Source organism: Streptomyces alkaliterrae, assembly GCF_007097205.2.
GTDB classification, from domain to species: Bacteria; Actinomycetota; Actinomycetes; order Streptomycetales; family Streptomycetaceae; genus Streptomyces; species Streptomyces alkaliterrae.
Window position 1 is genome coordinate 1 of the sequence record NZ_VJYK02000124.1, and the last position, 15512, is coordinate 15512.

18 protein-coding genes are annotated in these 15512 nt (G+C 71.1%); 8 read left to right on the plus strand and 10 right to left on the minus strand.

Going from position 1 to position 15512, the window contains the following annotated elements:
• Positions 1 to 18: 18 nt before the first annotated feature.
• The 4 genes from FNX44_RS13715 to FNX44_RS13730 all read left to right on the plus strand — a co-directional run bounded on the left by FNX44_RS13715 (position 19) and on the right by FNX44_RS13730 (position 3942).
• Positions 19 to 1317, plus strand: a complete 1299-nt coding sequence (locus FNX44_RS13715) for a M18 family aminopeptidase (RefSeq protein WP_143648441.1) — start codon at positions 19 to 21, stop codon at positions 1315 to 1317.
• Between the two features lie 328 nt (positions 1318 to 1645).
• A complete protein-coding gene (locus FNX44_RS13720; protein ID WP_153507250.1) occupies positions 1646 to 1822 on the plus strand; it encodes a hypothetical protein in 177 nt (58 codons plus the stop codon).
• 274 nt (positions 1823 to 2096) lie between these two features.
• Positions 2097 to 3365 (plus strand): hypothetical protein, encoded by a 1269-nt coding sequence (locus tag FNX44_RS13725; RefSeq protein WP_143648443.1) that lies wholly within the window; start codon positions 2097 to 2099, stop codon positions 3363 to 3365.
• Between the two features lie 22 nt (positions 3366 to 3387).
• Positions 3388 to 3942 carry a hypothetical protein gene (locus tag FNX44_RS13730; protein ID WP_143648445.1) on the plus strand — a complete coding sequence of 185 codons (555 nt, stop codon included), beginning with the start codon at positions 3388 to 3390 and terminating at the stop codon, positions 3940 to 3942.
• Between the two features lie 206 nt (positions 3943 to 4148).
• Here the strand turns inward: FNX44_RS13730 and FNX44_RS13735 are convergent, their stop codons facing one another.
• Positions 4149 to 5981 carry an NHL domain-containing thioredoxin family protein gene (locus FNX44_RS13735; protein WP_143648447.1) on the minus strand — a complete coding sequence of 611 codons (1833 nt, stop codon included), beginning with the start codon at positions 5979 to 5981 and terminating at the stop codon, positions 4149 to 4151.
• A 141-nt stretch (positions 5982 to 6122) separates the two neighbouring features.
• Between FNX44_RS13735 and FNX44_RS13740 the strand changes: the two genes are divergently transcribed.
• Positions 6123 to 6260, plus strand: a complete 138-nt coding sequence (locus FNX44_RS13740; protein WP_153507251.1) for a hypothetical protein — start codon at positions 6123 to 6125, stop codon at positions 6258 to 6260.
• A gap of 252 nt (positions 6261 to 6512) precedes the next feature.
• On the opposite strand, the gene FNX44_RS28935 is transcribed toward FNX44_RS13740, so the two are convergent.
• The 5 genes from FNX44_RS28935 to FNX44_RS13760 all read right to left on the minus strand — a co-directional run bounded on the left by FNX44_RS28935 (position 6513) and on the right by FNX44_RS13760 (position 9045).
• Positions 6513 to 6710: a hypothetical protein gene (locus tag FNX44_RS28935; RefSeq protein ID WP_143648448.1), complete on the minus strand. Its 198-nt coding sequence runs from the start codon at positions 6708 to 6710 to the stop codon at positions 6513 to 6515.
• An 88-nt stretch (positions 6711 to 6798) separates the two neighbouring features.
• Positions 6799 to 7653, minus strand: coding sequence for a helix-turn-helix domain-containing protein (locus FNX44_RS13745; protein WP_143648450.1), 855 nt, complete (start codon positions 7651 to 7653; stop codon positions 6799 to 6801).
• A gap of 3 nt (positions 7654 to 7656) precedes the next feature.
• Positions 7657 to 8178: a DUF6879 family protein gene (locus tag FNX44_RS13750; protein WP_143648452.1), complete on the minus strand. Its 522-nt coding sequence runs from the start codon at positions 8176 to 8178 to the stop codon at positions 7657 to 7659.
• Positions 8159 to 8422: a hypothetical protein gene (locus FNX44_RS13755; protein ID WP_143648453.1), complete on the minus strand. Its 264-nt coding sequence runs from the start codon at positions 8420 to 8422 to the stop codon at positions 8159 to 8161. Before FNX44_RS13755 ends, FNX44_RS13750 begins: the two co-directional genes overlap by 20 nt.
• A 239-nt stretch (positions 8423 to 8661) precedes the next feature.
• A complete protein-coding gene (locus FNX44_RS13760; protein WP_143648455.1) occupies positions 8662 to 9045 on the minus strand; it encodes a winged helix-turn-helix transcriptional regulator in 384 nt (127 codons plus the stop codon).
• A gap of 95 nt (positions 9046 to 9140) precedes the next feature.
• Between FNX44_RS13760 and FNX44_RS13765 the strand changes: the two genes are divergently transcribed.
• Positions 9141 to 9548: a RidA family protein gene (locus FNX44_RS13765; protein ID WP_143648457.1), complete on the plus strand. Its 408-nt coding sequence runs from the start codon at positions 9141 to 9143 to the stop codon at positions 9546 to 9548.
• Between the two features lie 49 nt (positions 9549 to 9597).
• Here FNX44_RS13765 and FNX44_RS13770 read toward each other — a convergent pair whose 3' ends face one another.
• The 3 genes from FNX44_RS13770 to FNX44_RS13780 all read right to left on the minus strand — a co-directional run bounded on the left by FNX44_RS13770 (position 9598) and on the right by FNX44_RS13780 (position 12986).
• The gene (locus tag FNX44_RS13770) at positions 9598 to 11232 is read right to left on the minus strand and encodes an ABC-F family ATP-binding cassette domain-containing protein (protein ID WP_143648459.1); all 1635 of its coding nucleotides are present in this window, start codon (positions 11230 to 11232) and stop codon (positions 9598 to 9600) included.
• 312 nt (positions 11233 to 11544) lie between these two features.
• Entirely contained in the window at positions 11545 to 12015 is a 471-nt protein-coding gene (locus FNX44_RS13775; protein WP_181354578.1) for a DoxX family protein, read from the minus strand.
• A 188-nt stretch (positions 12016 to 12203) separates the two neighbouring features.
• Positions 12204 to 12986: a carbon-nitrogen family hydrolase gene (locus FNX44_RS13780; protein WP_143648468.1), complete on the minus strand. Its 783-nt coding sequence runs from the start codon at positions 12984 to 12986 to the stop codon at positions 12204 to 12206.
• Positions 12987 to 13143: 157 nt separating this feature from the next.
• On the opposite strand from FNX44_RS13780, the gene FNX44_RS13785 reads away from it, so the two are divergent.
• Positions 13144 to 13974: a maleylpyruvate isomerase family mycothiol-dependent enzyme gene (locus FNX44_RS13785; protein WP_143648462.1), complete on the plus strand. Its 831-nt coding sequence runs from the start codon at positions 13144 to 13146 to the stop codon at positions 13972 to 13974.
• A 91-nt stretch (positions 13975 to 14065) separates the two neighbouring features.
• Positions 14066 to 14470: a pyridoxamine 5'-phosphate oxidase family protein gene (locus FNX44_RS13790; RefSeq protein WP_143648464.1), complete on the plus strand. Its 405-nt coding sequence runs from the start codon at positions 14066 to 14068 to the stop codon at positions 14468 to 14470.
• A gap of 32 nt (positions 14471 to 14502) precedes the next feature.
• Here FNX44_RS13790 and FNX44_RS13795 read toward each other — a convergent pair whose 3' ends face one another.
• On the minus strand, positions 14503 to 15357 hold the full coding sequence (locus FNX44_RS13795; RefSeq protein WP_143648466.1) for a trypsin-like serine peptidase: 855 nt from the start codon (positions 15355 to 15357) through the stop codon (positions 14503 to 14505).
• Positions 15358 to 15512 lie beyond the last annotated feature (155 nt).

Below are 15512 nucleotides of genomic sequence, written 5' to 3' on the forward strand. Positions count from 1 at the left end.
GTTCGTATGCTGGGGCGCATGCAGCCTTCAACCTCCCCGCCGGATCGCTCCCACACCGACGATCTCCTCCGTTTCCTCGCCGCCGCGCCCACGCCGTACCACGCGGTGGCGGTCGCCGCCGAGCGGCTGGAGAAGGCCGGCTTCCGTCGGCTGGCCGAGACGGACGCGTGGGACGGTGAGGCGGGCGGTCGCTACGTGCTGCGCGGTGGGGCGCTCATCGCCTGGTACGTGCCGCAGGGCGCGACGGCGGCGACGCCGTTCCGGATCGTCGGCGCGCACACCGACTCGCCGAACCTGCGGGTCAAGCCGGCGCCGGACACCGGCGCGCACGGCTGGCGGCAGGTCGCCGTGGAGATCTACGGCGGGCCGCTCCTCAACACCTGGCTCGACCGGGACCTGGGCCTGGCCGGTCGGCTGGTGCTGCGCGGCGGCGAGGCGCGACTGGTCAACGTCGACCGGCCGCTGCTGCGCGTGCCGCAGCTCGCGATCCACCTCGACCGGCAGGTCAACGAGGGGCTGAAGCTGGACCGGCAGCGCCACATGACGCCGATCTGGGGCCTCGGCGACGTCCGCGAGGGCGACCTGATCGAGTTCCTGGCCGACGAGGCGGGTGTGCCGGCCGCCGACGTCACCGGCTGGGACCTGATGACACACAGCGTCGAGCCGCCCGCCTACCTCGGCCGGGACCGCGAGCTGATCGCCGGTCCGCGTATGGACAATCTGCTGTCCGTGCACGCCGGCCTCGCCGCCCTGCTGGCCGCCGCGTCGGACGACGGCGACCTCGGGTACGTCCCCGTGCTCGCGGCCTTCGACCACGAGGAGAACGGCAGCCAGTCCGACACCGGCGCCGAAGGCCCGCTGCTGGGCAATGCGTTGGAGCGCTCGGTGTTCGCCCGGGGCGGCACCTACGAGGACCGGGCCCGCGCCTACGCCGGGACCGTCTGCCTCTCCTCCGACACCGGTCACGCCGTGCACCCCAACTACGCCGAGCGGCACGACCCCACGCACCACCCGGTGCCGAACGGCGGCCCGATCCTGAAGGTCAACGTCAACCAGCGCTACGCGACGGACGGTTCGGGCCGCGCGGTGTTCGCAGCGGCCTGCGAGCGAGCGGGCGTGCCGTGGCAGAGCTTCGTCTCGAACAACGCGATGCCGTGCGGCACGACCATCGGCCCGATCACCGCCGCCCGGCACGGCATCACCACCGTGGACATCGGTGTGGCGATCCTGTCGATGCACTCCGCGCGGGAGTTGGCGGGCGCCGACGACCCGGCGCTGCTCGCCACCGCACTGACCGCGTTCCTGCGCGGCGCGTAGCCCGGCGCGGCGCGTAGCCCGGCGCGGCGCGTAGCCCGGCGCGGCGCGTAGCCCGGCGCGGCCCGGGGCGAGCCGTCACGGAGCGGAACACAAGCCTCCGCCTGCTGTCGCCGTCTCGGACCGCCGCCATGACATCTCCGTGAACATCGGGCGGCAGAGTCTTCCGCACGGGGGTAGCGGGGCGCACCATTCTCGGTGCGCCCCGCTCTCGTGCGCCGCCACACGCCCCGACCGAGCGCCGCCTCGTCGACGAGCAACCATGCCCCGGCGCGGGCGCGTCCTTCCAGGCGGCCTGTCCGTCGACCACCCACACCGACAGGGGGACACCATGGCCAGCCGACGAATACGCCGGGCGTCACTCTTCCTCGCGGCGACCGCCGCCCTCGCCCTCGCCGCCTACCTCGGCGGCGCCGTCACCACCGGCTACCGCGACGCCCGCACCCCGGCCGGCCCCGACGGCGACGACAACCCGGACGGCGGCGCAGCCGTCCCCGTCCCCGTGTAGGACGCCCAGAAGCCACGGGTGCCGGCCATCCGACACGAGGGGCCCACTCCTGACCGGGACGGGCCTCTCACCCCTGCGCGCCGCCGCGATCCGCTCAGCGCTGCTGCCCGTCCCACCTCGGTGACGGCCGGCCCAAAACCTACGCCTCGTCAGGCTCAGATCCCCCTCAATTCCCTTGATCGTAACCACTCTCTCACCTAGCGTGGCGGCAGTTCCCGACCAGCCCACCGACCACGGGCCGGGAGCTCGTCAACACCAAACGGGGGGAGTTACTGTGCGCACGCACGCGCCAACGCGGCTCGGCCGCAGATTCAAAGTAGGCCTTGCTCTGGGCAGCGCCGCACTGATGACGGCCATGTCCACTCCCGCGCTTGCCGACGACGCCACGCGCTCGTCGGGCGGATGGTTGCCGGAGATCAAGGACTCCCGCGAAATAACCGGTTCGGCGCTCATTACGGGAACGGTGCGGAAGCCCGACGGCAAGACGGCGGCCAACGCCTATGTCTACGCCACCGCTTGGCCGGACGGTGAAGCCCTCGGCCAGCTCGAAGAGGGCGACGACGTCCCCACCCGCGTCATCGCGAAGACCCGGGCCGACCGCAACGGGAACTACCAACTGCGCGTCGCCAACACACTCCAGCTCGCCGGAATGACCTCAGCGGCGGGCAACGTGGACGTCGACATCACCGCCACCGACGGCAGCCCGGACGACATCGCGACCGACTCGTTCAGCCTGCGAGTCAGCTCCGCTTCGGCAGACGTGAAGCGCACGGCCGGCGGAGTCGCCAATCTCAGCCTCGCCCAGGGCGAAGAGGACCCGGTTATCAAGCCCGTGAACCGCGACCTTCGAATGGAGCGATACGAGAGCGAGTCGGACGGGAAGCGCGCGGGCGTGGGCGCCAAGTTCGCGAACGGATGCCCCGTGACCGGCGAGAAGTACCTTCGGAGCCTCGGCAAGCGCTGGGTGTCGGTCGGGATGCACTACCAGACCGGGCCCTCCGGCGCCAAGGCCACGTACCGCTACTCGACGTCGGCGGAAGCGTCGCTTGCCGTCGGCATGTCCAAGAGCGGGAAATTCGGCACGTTCAGCGGAAACGGCTCTCTCAAGCGGTCCACTTCCGCGTCGATCGGATTCGGCACCCAGGGCCCCAAGACCGGCATCCGTCACTACACGATGTACAGGTACGGGCTGTACTGCAACACCAGCCGCAGCCCCGGCCCTGACTTCACCTTCTACGCCAAGCCCACCAGCTTCGCCGGCGGCGCCAAGAGCGTGAAGTCCGCCTACCCGAAGACGCCCAAGGGGAATTGCGTGCCTTTCAGGAAGGGCAGCGACTTCGTGCAGGACAAGTCGAAGATGAGCTCCTACTCCAAGGGGGTCAAACTGGACGCAGTGATCGGCGTGGACCTCACAAGTCAGTCCGGATACACCCGGGCCGCCTCGCTGAGGTTCGATTTCCCGAAGGCTGCGCAGCTCTGCGGCACCAAGGGTGACCCCGGCAAGTCGCCGGGACTTCTCGTCGCCCGGGGTGCGGGCTTCTGACGTGAGAAGGTCCACCCGCACTGTGGCGACGCTGGCGGCGGCTGTCACACTTGCCGCCGCCAGCGGCTGCACGGCTGGCACAGGCGATGGTCCGCTGAGCGCTGGCGAGAGCCACTCGACGGTCTGCGTCGGCTACACCAAAGAAATGATCTTCACGCTTGGCCTCGTGTCGCTCACGAACGAGGGGCGCCACGACATCGTCATCACCGACGCCGAACTGATCGAGCCGACGAACCTGGAACTCGTCGGCGCGGTGGCCCTGCCGGAGCCGACCGGCGGAGCTGTGGGGATCGGCGCGGACGACGGATGGCCGCCGAACCACCATACGAACCCCAAGGTTGGTTCCCCCGCCGATCTGGCCTTCTGGGCAAAGCGTCAAGCGATACCCGGTGCCACGGTCAAGGCCGGCAATGACGATCGCCTCGCGATCGGCGTGAAGGCCGGCGGGCGTGGGTCCATGAACGGCGTCCGGCTCACGTACACGGCCGACGGGAAGCGCTACCAGGCGGACACAACCGCGAAGCTCAAGGTCCGCCCCAAGTGCGGTGGCGGGTTCGACTCCGAGGACGACGAGTAGCCGGGCGGGCACCAAGCTCAGTCCGCTCGCACTGAGCCCGACCGACCGGCTGATCCAGCCACACTTGTGGCGTTCCGGTTCCGGCTCCAGCGGCGGTTTCAGGGGGCGCACCTTTCGGGGTGCGTCCCCTGCTCATGCACCGCCGGGCCTCAGCGTATCCGTCCCCGCGTCGGCCGCCCGGAGGCCCGCGCCCTGCCGCACCCGGCCTACGCGTCCGCGTCGAGGCCGGCGAGGACCAGCGGGAGCCGCGTGGCGCCGTCGGGGACGACGCGGACCGGGACGCCCCAGTCCTGCTGGTGGACGTGGCAGGCGGGGTACGGGTTGTCGGGGTCGTCGTCGCAGGAAGCGGCCATGGCGGACACGTGCAGCACGCCTTCCGGCACGTCCGCCGCGAGGCGGAGGCGGCGGCGCAGGTCGGTGCCCTGGCCTTCGCCGTCCGCGAGCAGCTCCGGCGGAGTGGCGCTCACCAGGAGTCGCGTCGACGGGCCGTACCGGGTGTCCAGCTTCTGGCCGTTCGGGGCCTGGAAGACGACGTCCAGGTCGAGTTCGCCGGGAGCGACCTCGGTGGCCTGGCGCTGGGTGCGGTGCGCCACCGAGGCGACCTTGACGGCCTCCTCCGGCAGCCGCAGCCGGGTCAGCCGGTGCCGCGCCGACTCCACGACGAGGATCTCGCCGTCCTCGGCGAGGACCGCGTCGGACGGTTCGCGGAGGTCGGTCGCGAGGGTGGTGACTTCGCCGGTCGCGGGGTCGTAGCGGCGCAGGGCGTGGTTGTAGGTGTCGGCGACGGCGACCGAGCCGTCGGGGAGGGCCGTCACGCCCAACGGGTGCTGGAGCAGGGCCTGTTCGGCGGCGCCGTCGCGGTGGCCGAAGTCGAAGAGGCCGGTGCCGACGGCGGTGGTGACGTTGCCGTCCGCGTCGATCCAGCGCAGTGCGGACGTCTCCGAGTCGGCGATCCACAGCCGGTCCTCGGCCGCCGCGAGACCGGACGGCTGAGCGAACCACGCCTCGTCGGCGGGGCCGTCCACCAGACCCTCGTTGGTCGTGCCGGCGGCGACGGCGACCGTGCCGGCCGCCGGGTCGTACGTCCACAGCTGGTGGACGCCGGCCATCGCGATCCACAGCCGGTCCCCGAACCAGGCCACGTCCCACGGCGAGGACAGCGACACCTCGCGGGCCGGGCCGGAGGTGGCGCCGCCCTGCCACCACTGCTGACCGGTCCCGGCGAGGGTGCCCACGGTCCCGCTGTCCGGGTCGAGGACCCGCAGTGCGTGGTTCACGGTGTCGGCGACAGCGACGCGGCCGTCCGGCAGCAGCGCGAGCCCCTGCGGTTCGTTGAACGCCGCGCGGTCGGCGGGGCCGTCCACCAGGCCGCGCTCGCCGCTGCCGATCCGCCGCAGCACGGTCTCGCCGTCCGCCGCGAGCTCCACCAGCGCGTGCCGGGTGGTGTCGGAGACGAGGAACGTCCCGCCGGGCAGGCGCAGCGCCTTGCCGGGGAAGCGCAGGTCGCCGGGGGTCGGCTCCGGCGGCACGTACGGGCCCTCGCCGCGCCGGAGGGTGCCCTTGGCCGCGTGCTCCTCCTCCAGCTCGGCGACCAGCTTGGCGATGGCGTGCACATGCCCCTCGCCCGCGTGCTGGGCGACGACGTACCCCTCCGGGTCGATCACCACCAGCGTCGGCCAGGCGCGTACCGCGTACTGCTTCCAGGTCACAAGCTCCGGATCGTCCAGCACCGGGTGGTGCACGCCGTACCGCTCGACGGCGTCCACGACCGCCTGATGCTCGGCCTCGTGCACGAACTTCGGCGAGTGCACACCCACGACCACGAGCGTGTCGCGGTGCTTCTCCTCCAGCTCCCGCAGCTCGTCGATCACGTGCAGGCAGTTCACGCAGCAGAACGTCCAGAAATCTACAACAACGCACCTACCTCGCAAGTCCGCGAGGGTCAGACTCTTACCACCTGTGTTCAACCATCCGCCCTTCCCGATCAGCTCGGGAGCGCGGACACGGGCACGGCGCGGGGCGGGGGAACCGTCGTTCATGCCCCCAGGGTGCCATCCCGCCGGTCGCCGCCCTCCGGCGGGAACGCGCCCCCGCACGGCCGGAGGGGGCTGAATTCCGACGGTCGGGAACGAGCCAGACGTCCTAGCCTGAAGCGACCACGTCAAGAAGGAGGGGCAAGCATGAAGATGCGACCGTTCTCCGACTCCGAAGGCGCGCAGTCCGCCGGCGAAGGCGAGGCATCCACGTCCGCTGACGGCGAGAGGGACCACCACTCGGGCACGTCCGAACCCGAGAAGCCCGAGACCGCCGACGACTAAGCGAGTGTGCGAGCGAGCGCGGTCCCGCCCGGCCATCCGGCTCACGGCCACCGGGCGGGACCCCAGCGCCTTCCCCGCCTCACGTACGTGGGCGGCACCGGGGGCATTCGCACAGCGGCCAGTTCGGCGACGGCAGCGGCGCCAAATTCTCCGAACTGCGGATCACACGCCTGGGCCCCCACGTACGCCCACTGTCCCGCGAGACCCGGAGAGTCAGCAGCGGTTCCCCCGGCCCCTTGCTCTTGTCCTCGCTCACCGGTGCCCCTCCGCATGCCGACGGATGAGCACGTTGCAGTCGGTGACCGTGGCCATGTCCCCGCCGGCACGGGCCCGGCCCCGAAGGGCAGCGAGCTCCGCGCATCCCGCGCACCCGGCGACGGGCGTCGGTTCCACGTCCAGCCTCAGCGGCAGGTCTACCGGGGCGCTCGGGTACGTTCTCGGCTGACTCATGCCGACCCCTTCACGTCGTCTGGGTGGCGACAACGCTAGGAACGCGCGGCGACACACGCCCAACCGATTGCAGTCGATTGCGCGTGGATTACACGAGCGCGTCACGAGCCTTCGTGATCAGGACGCGGGCCCTCGTCCCGTAGACCGCCATGTCCGCCAGCGCGGCGAACGTATCCGCGTACATGGCTATCTCGCTGGGCTGCGTGACCGTGAGGTGGCCGGAAACCAACTCGACGTTCACTTGCGACTTGTCGTAGATCCAGAACCCCTCAACGGGCATACGCACCCGCTCAAGCCGCGCGGGGACCACGCCCAAGGCCACGTTGGGCAACTCACCCTCAGCAAGCGCGTGCAGGCGCTCCAGCTGCTCGGCCTGGGTGTCAGCGTCGCCGTAGCCGTTCCTCAACACGGATTCCTCCACCAGGAACGCGAACCGCCGTTGCCCCTGGGTGAGCACCCGCTGTCGCTCCATGCGGACGGCTACGGCGTCGGCCACGTCATCAACCGGGACGCGGCGTCGCTGGACAGCGCGCAGCACAGCTTCGGTGTACCCATACGTCTGAAGGAGGCCGGGCACGAGCCAAGAGGAGTAGGCCCGGAACCAGCGGGTGCGCTCGAACAGTGGCTGTACGGACTCCTGCGCCCGTCGCAGCCCGGCACGCTCCATTCGACACCAGGACACCCACATGCCCTCCACGGCCCTGAGAGAGGCGATCAGGTCTTCTGTCTGGCTTTCGGCGCCGCAGGCCGCGCACCACGCGCGAATGTCGTCCTCGCTGGGCTGCGTCTTCCCAGTCGAGATCCGAGACACCTTGGACGGATGCCAGCCGCACAGCGCGGCCAAGTCCTTGCCGTCAAGCCCGGCTTCCTTGACCAACTCGCGGAGGCGGTCGGCGAGGAGTTGCCGGGCTTGCTGGACGCTAGATGATGCTGATCGGGGCATGGCTCACTGGACCGGCTTGTACTCCCCGTGAGGCGTTGCCCGCTCCCACACCAACTCGAACGAAGACGCGACCAGTTGTACGACCTCGGGTTCCGTCCGCCGCTCCCGGTCAACGACTTCCCCGACGCCCGAGAAGTACGTGAACAGCACCGACTCGCCGTCGAACATCCACAGGTCAGTACCTGGCAAGGGGATGTCTGCGGCCCGACGCCGGGGGAGCCAGCGAACGAGCTCCCCCGCTGCGACGTTGGCGAACGTCATGTCGTGCTCATAGCTGATGTAGTCCGTGACCGGTTCGGAGACGATCCGAGCCCGCCGCATGACGACCCCGCGCGCCGTCGTCTCCTGCACCAGGTCACGCCAGGCGCCCCACCACTCCGGAAGTCTCGCCGGATCACCGTTGTACCGATGACCAGCGCGCCAGCGTGCGAACTCCGGATCGTTCGGTGTGTAGCTGTCGCGCATCTCCAGGTGCACGGCGGAGTGCCGCGCCTTGGAGATCCCTTCACGTACGGGGTACTTCACCGTTGCCGTCCTCCGGTAGGGGGATGTACTGCAGCATCACAGCGGGGAGCCGAATGATCGTCTCGTGATCCGGCACGTTCGTGCTGTGACCGGGGATAGAGCCAATCTCCTGGCACGCCTTCACCTCGTCCTCAGTGGCCCTGTAGGGCTGGATCAGCAGGTCTCCCGTGTCCTCGTCCATCCAGATCGTGGGCGAGTCGTCCACGGGCGTGTTCGGAATGATCCCGAGGAACCTGAGCTTCATGCCTGCCCTCTCCCTGTGCCGATCCAATTGCGGCTGATTGCTGGAGCTTCATTCGTGCGCCGTTCGGCGTCAAGACCGCCTGTTCGGCCACGACGAAGCCCCGACGCACATCCAGCGGCGGCCGTTGGGGAGCGAGACCAGAAGTGCTCCGGGCAGTCGCAGACCACGCCCGGTGCTCTGCCGGGTCGGGGTCGGTACTTGGCTTCGGCCCGGGTAGTGGCGGCGCGGGCTGACAGGCGTCAGGTGTCGAAGCGGTGGCGGGAGGCTTCGATCTCGTGGAGGTGGCGTTGGGTCCACTCGCAGAGGCCGTCGATCGTGACGCGTAGGGCGCGGCCCGGCTCGGTGAGGGTGTACTCGACCTTCGGCGGGACGACCGGGTGGACGGTCCGTTCGAGGAGGCCGTTGCGTTCGAGGAGGCGCAGGTTCTGGGTGAGCATCTTGTGGCTGATGCCCTCGACCTCGTCCCGCAGTTCGCTGAAGCGCAGGGTGCGGTCGCCCAGTGCCTCGATGATCAGCAGCGCCCACTTGTTGGCGATGTCCGAGAAGATCTCCCGGGCCAGGGAGTCCGCGCGGCGCAGGTCCGCGTTCTCGGGCAGGTCGGCGGCCTCGGCCTTGGTAACCATCTGGTGCCCCAGTCACTTAAAAGTGCGTTCTTCCAGGTCAGAGCTAAGTCTCTTACGGTTTCCGAGTAACCACAAGAAACCAGGAGGGCAGAGATATGGCTGTCACGCTGATGGATTCCGACGGGCTTCCGAAGGTGGGCGCCTACCGGCAGGTGTCGGTGGCCACGGGGACGCGGTTGGTGTTTGTCGCCGGGCAGGTGGCGTGGGACGCCGAGGGCAGCACGGTGGGCGTCGGCGACCTCGCGGCGCAGGTCGAGCGGTGCTATCTCAACGTGGCGACCGCGCTGGCCGAGGCCGGCGGGACGTTCGACGACGTGGCGAAGATCAACGTCCATGTCGTCGACTGGACGGCTGACAAGATGCCGCAGCTCATGGAGGGGATCGGGCGGGCGGCTGAGCGGTTGGGGGTCGCCCCCGCCCCGCCGGCCACGCTGCTGGGGGTGGCCGCGCTCGACGTGCCGGAGCACCTCGTGGAGATCGAGGCGGTCGCGGTACTGGACTGAGCGGAGCGGGAAGCGGGAGACGGGACGGGGTGGCCCCGGGGGCCGCCGACTACAGCGGGTCGGTGGTGGTGAGTCGGACGGGGGCGCCGTCCGACTCGGCGGCGAGGCGTAGCCAGCGGGTGATGCCGAGTTCGCGGAGGAACGCGACGTCGTGGCTGACCACGATCAGCGCGCCGCGGTAGGAGCTCAGCGCGCTGGTGAGTTGGCGGACGCTGGCCAGGTCGAGGTTGTTGGTCGGTTCGTCGAGCAGTAGGAGTTGCGGTGGCGGGTCGGCGAGCAGGAGTGCCGCCAGCGTGGCGCGGAAGCGCTCGCCGCCGGAGAGTGTGCCCACCGGTTGGTCCGCCCGGCGGCCCCGGAAGAGGAAGCGGGCGAGCCGGGCGCGCACGGTGTTGGCCGTGGCGCCGGGCGCGAACGCGCCGACGTTCTGCGCGACGGTCAGCTCCTCGTCGAGGAGGTCGAGCCGTTGCGGCAGGTAGCGGGTGGGCACGGCGGTCATGACCTGGCCGGACTCGGCGGGGATCTCCCCGACGATCGTGCGCAGCAGGGTCGTCTTGCCGGCGCCGTTGCCGCCGACGAGGGCGATCCGCTCGGGGCCGCGTACGTCCAGGTCGGCGCGGCCGCCGTGGCGGATGCGCAGGTCGCGGAGTGTGAGTACGGTCCGTCCTGCGGGGACTTCCGTCTCGGGGAGGTCGACGCGGATCTCCTTGTCCTCCCTGACGGCCTCCTCGGCCTCGGTCAGGCGTTCGCGGGCCTCGTCGAGTCGCTCGATGTGCATGTTGCGGTGCTTGCCCGCGGCGACCTGCGCCTGCCGCTTGCGTTCGCCCATCACCACCTTCGGTTCGCGTTTGTTCTCGTACATCTTCTTGCCGTAGCGCAGCCGGCGGTCGAGCTTGATACGGGCGTCGGCGAGTTCCTTCTTCTGTCGGCGGACGTCGGACTCGGCGACGCGGACCATGCGCGCGGCGGCCTCCTGTTCGGCTTCCAGGGCCGCCTCGTAGTCGGTGAAGCCGCCGCCGTACCAGCGGACTTCGCCGTCGCGCAGGTCGGCGATCCGGTCGACGTGGTCGAGTAGTTCGCGGTCGTGGCTGACGATCACCATGGTGCCGCGCCAGGAGGCGACGGCCTCGTTGAGGCGGCGGCGGGCGTCGAGGTCGAGGTTGTTGGTCGGCTCGTCGAGCAGCAGGACGTCCGGTCGGCGGATGAACTGGGCCGCCAGGCACAGCAACACGGATTCGCCGCCGGAGAGTTCACCGATGCGGCGCTCCAACGTGACGTGTTCCAGGCCGAGTCGGTCGAGCGCGGCGCGGGCGCGCTCGTCGACGTCCCAGTCGTCGCCGACGACGGCGAAGGTCTCCTCGTCGGTGTTCCCCGCCTCGATCGCGCGGATCGCGGCGCGGACGGGGGCGATGCCGAGTGCCTGTTCGACGCGCTGGTCGGCGTTGAGTGTCACGTCCTGCGGCAGGTAGCCGAGCGTTCCGGAGACCCGCACCGCGCCTGAGGTGGGCGCGAGTTCGCCGGCCATGAGGCGCAGCAGCGTCGACTTCCCGGAGCCGTTGACGCCGACGAGCCCGGTGCGTCCGGGGCCGACGACCAGGGAGAGGTCGTCGAGGACGGCGGTGCCGTCGGGCCAGGTGAAGGAGAGGTCGGCGCAGGTGATCGAGGTCGTGGTGCGGTTCGAAGACATGGTTGTCCCCCTGAGGTCATGGGCCCGGGTGCGGGCGGTTCGACGGTGTGGGCGAACCCGCGACGAGGGGCGGGCTCCCTGCGAGCGGGTGCCTGCCGGCACGGCTCGGCTCGCGACCGGAACACGGCGTGACCAGCGGCTGGGCGCGGTCGGCCGTCAGATGACCTCAGTAGATCAACAGCGTCTCCAATGAACGGCGTCAAGGACGTCGTCCAGGCTAGAGGGAAGGTGATGGGGGCGCATCCGGTTTTCTGCGCGCGTTGATCGTGTGGTGCGGGGGGGAGGGCGGTGGCCGCCCTCCCCCGGGGCCCGTCAGGTCGTTGCAGGTTGCGAACGGGTGTCGTCCGCCGCGCCGAACAGTGCGGGGAGCGTCCAGCGGCCGGGCCCGAGGGCGACGATGAGGAAGAAGGCCCAGCAGTAGAGGGCGGCCGTGACGCCGCCGTTCTGGAGGGGGAAGAGGGCGTCCGGCTGGTGGTGCACGAAGTACGCGTACGCCATCGAGCCGGAGCAGAGAAAGGCGGCGGAACGGGCGCCGAGGCCTGTCAACACCAATATGCCGCCGATGAGTTGGATGATCGCCGCCCACCAGCCCGGCCACTGGCCGACCGCCGGGGAGGGGCCGTGTCCGCCGCCGAGGACCCCGAAGAGGGTGGCGGCGCCGTGACAGGCGAAGAGCAGTCCGACGACGATGCGGAAGAGGCCGAGGACGTGTTCCCGGTGGGAGTCGAGCAGGTGGCCGGCTCTGCGTGCCTGGCGCAGGGCGGCGGTCTGTTGGAGTCGCATGGTGATGCTCCTGGAGGGGGACAGGGCTGCTGGGGGCATGCGAGGTGAAAGCGCGAACACTCGCGGATCGCATTTTGGTCTAGACCTGACGAGAAAGTAGCGCGCATGACAAGTCGCGTCCAGGCTCGCGCACGCACGACACCCCCGCGAAACGTGAAAGACGCGCGCGCCGCGCGCCGCGCGCCGGTTCAGCGCAGGACGCGGTCCTTCAGGGCGGGGAACTCCTCGCGGACGCGGGCCAGCCGGGCGAAGTCCAGTTCGGCGCTGACCACCTGCTCGCGGTTGTCCACCGCCTCGGCCAGCACCTCCCCCCACGGGTCGATGACGGCGCTGCGGCCCGCCTGCGGCACGCCAGCGTGCGCGCCGGCCGTCCCGCAGGCCAGCACGTACGCCTGGTTCTCCACCGCGCGGGCGCGGGACAGCAGCGTCCAGTGCGCCGCCCGCTTGTCCGGCCAGCCGGCGGGTACGACGAGGGCCTGTGCCCCGGCGTCCGCGAGCTTCCGGAAGAGCTCGGGGAAGCGCAGGTCGTAGCAGGTGGCCAGGCCCAGCACGGCGTCCCCTGCGGTCACCGTCGTCGGTTCGGAGCCGGCGCCGAGCAGCACCGCCTCGCCCTTGTCGAAGCCGAAGCGGTGGATCTTGCGGTAGCGGGCGGCGAGCCGTCCGTCGGGGGAGAAGACAAGCGAGGTGTTGTAAAGGGTGCCGTCGGGGGCGCGTTCGATCACGGACCCGGCGTGCAGCCACACGCCCGCTTCAACTGCCGCCTCGGACATCATCCGCGCGGTCGGCCCGTCGGCGGCGTCCTCGGCCGTCTCCTCGAAGCGGTCGAAGGCGAAGGCCCCCACCGTCCACAGCTCCGGCAGGACGACCAGATCATCGCCGCGACGGCCGGCCACCAGCGCGGCGACCCGGGATCGGCGGGATTCGACCGGTTCATCACCGTTCACGTCGATCTGGAGGAGCGAGACGCGCACCGTACCACCGTCCATGGCCTGCGGCAGGAGAACCACCTACCGGAAATCCGTCCTACGATCGTCACCCGAAAGCACTGCCCGGGTGCCCGCGCGCAGACTAACTTGAGAGCACCCACACCGCGAACGAACCGCCCGTACCGCCATCATGAGGGGTCCCGTGACCGAGCACCCGAGTCTTCAACCCTACGTTGATGCCTGGTCTCACTCCGTCGACGCGATAGCCGAGCTCGTCGGCCCGCTGCCGGAGGCCGACTGGAACCGCCGGACGGAGTGCCCCGGCTGGTCGGTGCGTGACGTGCTGTCACACGTCATCGGCCTGGAGACCGAACTGCTCGGCGACCCCCGGCCGATACACACGCTCCCGCGCGACCTGTTCCACGTCGTGGACGAGCCGAGCCGGTACATGGAGGTGCAGGTCGACGTCCGGCGGCACCACACCGCGCCGGAGATGACCAGCGAGTTCGAGTACACCCTGATCCGGCGCCGGCGGCAGCTGCGCAACGAGCGGCGCGGCCCCGAGGCGAAGGTGCGCTCGGTGCTGCCGGGCGGCGGCGAGATCACGATGGAGGCGCTGCTGCGGCTGCGCGCGTTCGACGTGTGGGTGCACGAGCAGGACATACGGCGGGCCCTGCGCCGACCCGGCAACCTCGACTCCCCCGGCGCCCACATCGCCCGCGACATCCTGCTGCACGGGCTGCCGAAGGTCGTCGCCAAGCGCGCGGGCGCGCCCGCCGGCACGGCGGTCGTGTTCGACGTGCACGGGCCGGTGGAGTTCATGCGGACGGTGCGGGTCGACCAGAACGGCACCGGGTCGGTCAACGGCAGCCCCTCGCTCGGCCCGGCGGTCACGTTCTCGCTGGACTGGGAGACGTACCTGCGGCTGGCCTGCGGTCGGGTGCGGCTGGACGCGGTCCGGGACAAGGTGAAGATCGAGGGCGACGAGGCGCTGGCCGAAGCGATCATGAAGCACTTCGCGGTCACCCCGTAGTCGCGGATCCGGCCGGCCCCGTAGTCCCGGATCCGGCCGGCCCCGTAGTCCCGGATCCGGCCGGCCGCGGGGCTCGCCTACGCTTGCCCGCATGGCGATCGACGTGCGTGACCCCGACCCGACCTACCTGGAGTTCTGGCGTGAGTACCACCTCTGCACGCTGACGACGATCCGTCCCGACGGCACCCCGCACGTCGTCGCGGTCGGCGCGACGTACGACCCGGAGGCCGGTGTCGCCCGGGTCATCACCAACAAGAACAGCCGCAAGGTCGCCCACGTGCTGGCCGCCGGGCCCGAGGGCGCCCGGGTGGCGATCTGCCAGGTGGCGAAGGCCCGTTGGGCGACGCTGGAGGGCGTGGGCCGGGTGGTGACGGACCCGGAGGCCGTCGCCGACGCCGTGCGCCGCTACGCCGAGCGCTACCAGCGCACGCCCGCGTTCAACCCGGACCGCGTGGTCATCGAGGTCCGGCTGACCCGGGCCATGGGCCGCGCCTGACGCCCGTCCCCGTCCGGCCCGCGCACGCCGCTTCAGGTGGAGGACGGCACGTGGGCGGCCGCGCGGTCGGCCCGGTCCAGCAGCGCCCGTCCGGCGCCCGCCGGGTAGGGGCGGGCCAGCACCTCCCCGTCGCCGCTGCCCACCGACATGACGCCGACCACCGTGCCCGCCTCCGTCACCGGGTCGAAGTCCTGGAGCCAGGGGCCGCCGCTGGTGCCCTGCGTCAGACCGCACGCGCGCAGCAGCAGACCGCCGACGTTCGCCTCGTGGGCGGTCTCGGCGGTCAGGACCTCGGCCGTGCCGTGGCAGGTGCTGAGCGGGCCGGCGCCGTCCTCGGGCGCCACCGGGTAGCCCAGCGGCGTGACGGCGCGGCTGACGTCTATCGGGGCGAACGCCAGCCGGTTGGCGCCGTAGGTCTCGGCTATCGTCCGGCCGCCGCGCCGCTCGACGGTCACGAAGGCGTAGTCGTGCGGCAGTATCTCCGCCAGGTTCCGCCGCACGTTCCAGCCGCGCGGCGTGTGGTACGAGACGATCCGCCAGCCCGTCGCGACGGCCCGCTGCGGGCCGACCCGGTCGTAGCCGGGCGCGAACCAGCCGCGCGGCGGCGGTTTCGGGCTGTCCGGTGAGGTGAGGCAGTGCGCGGCGGTCGCGACGACGCTGCCGCTCGGCGAGTCCACTATGGCGCCGGAGCACACCCCGTACTGGCCGTCGCCGAGGTCGAGCACCAGCTTGCCGACCGTGCGGACGGCCACGCCCTGCCAGAGGGCCGGCGCGGCGTCGGGCGACGGCGGGCGGGTCAGCTCCGGCACGTCGTTCGAAGCGCCGGAGAGGCCCAGCAGGACCGCGCAGGCGCCGAAGAGTGCGAACCCCCGGCGTATTCGGTGCATGGTCTCCACGCTCGGCGCGACCGCCCGGGGCGGCCAGCCACGACCGTCCGACCGGGTTACCCGAGCTTCCGCGCGGCGCGCCCCCGGGCGCCGGGGGCGCCGGGTCCGGAACCTGACGGAACGGGCGAACCAACCGGCCCCCACAGCCCCCGTCC

Coding starts and splice junctions, on each gene's coding strand:
- FNX44_RS13715 (WP_143648441.1), top strand. CDS start 19: ATGCAGCCTTCAACCTCCCCGCCGGATCGCTCCCACACCGACGATCTC.
- FNX44_RS13720 (WP_153507250.1), top strand. CDS start 1,646: ATGGCCAGCCGACGAATACGCCGGGCGTCACTCTTCCTCGCGGCGACC.
- FNX44_RS13735 (WP_143648447.1), bottom strand. CDS start 5,981: ATGAACGACGGTTCCCCCGCCCCGCGCCGTGCCCGTGTCCGCGCTCCC.
- FNX44_RS13740 (WP_153507251.1), top strand. CDS start 6,123: ATGAAGATGCGACCGTTCTCCGACTCCGAAGGCGCGCAGTCCGCCGGC.
- FNX44_RS28935 (WP_143648448.1), bottom strand. CDS start 6,710: ATGAGTCAGCCGAGAACGTACCCGAGCGCCCCGGTAGACCTGCCGCTG.
- FNX44_RS13745 (WP_143648450.1), bottom strand. CDS start 7,653: ATGCCCCGATCAGCATCATCTAGCGTCCAGCAAGCCCGGCAACTCCTC.
- FNX44_RS13755 (WP_143648453.1), bottom strand. CDS start 8,422: ATGAAGCTCAGGTTCCTCGGGATCATTCCGAACACGCCCGTGGACGAC.
- FNX44_RS13760 (WP_143648455.1), bottom strand. CDS start 9,045: ATGGTTACCAAGGCCGAGGCCGCCGACCTGCCCGAGAACGCGGACCTG.
- FNX44_RS13765 (WP_143648457.1), top strand. CDS start 9,141: ATGGCTGTCACGCTGATGGATTCCGACGGGCTTCCGAAGGTGGGCGCC.
- FNX44_RS13770 (WP_143648459.1), bottom strand. CDS start 11,232: ATGTCTTCGAACCGCACCACGACCTCGATCACCTGCGCCGACCTCTCC.
- FNX44_RS13775 (WP_181354578.1), bottom strand. CDS start 12,015: ATGCGACTCCAACAGACCGCCGCCCTGCGCCAGGCACGCAGAGCCGGC.
- FNX44_RS13790 (WP_143648464.1), top strand. CDS start 14,066: ATGGCGATCGACGTGCGTGACCCCGACCCGACCTACCTGGAGTTCTGG.
- FNX44_RS13795 (WP_143648466.1), bottom strand. CDS start 15,357: ATGCACCGAATACGCCGGGGGTTCGCACTCTTCGGCGCCTGCGCGGTC.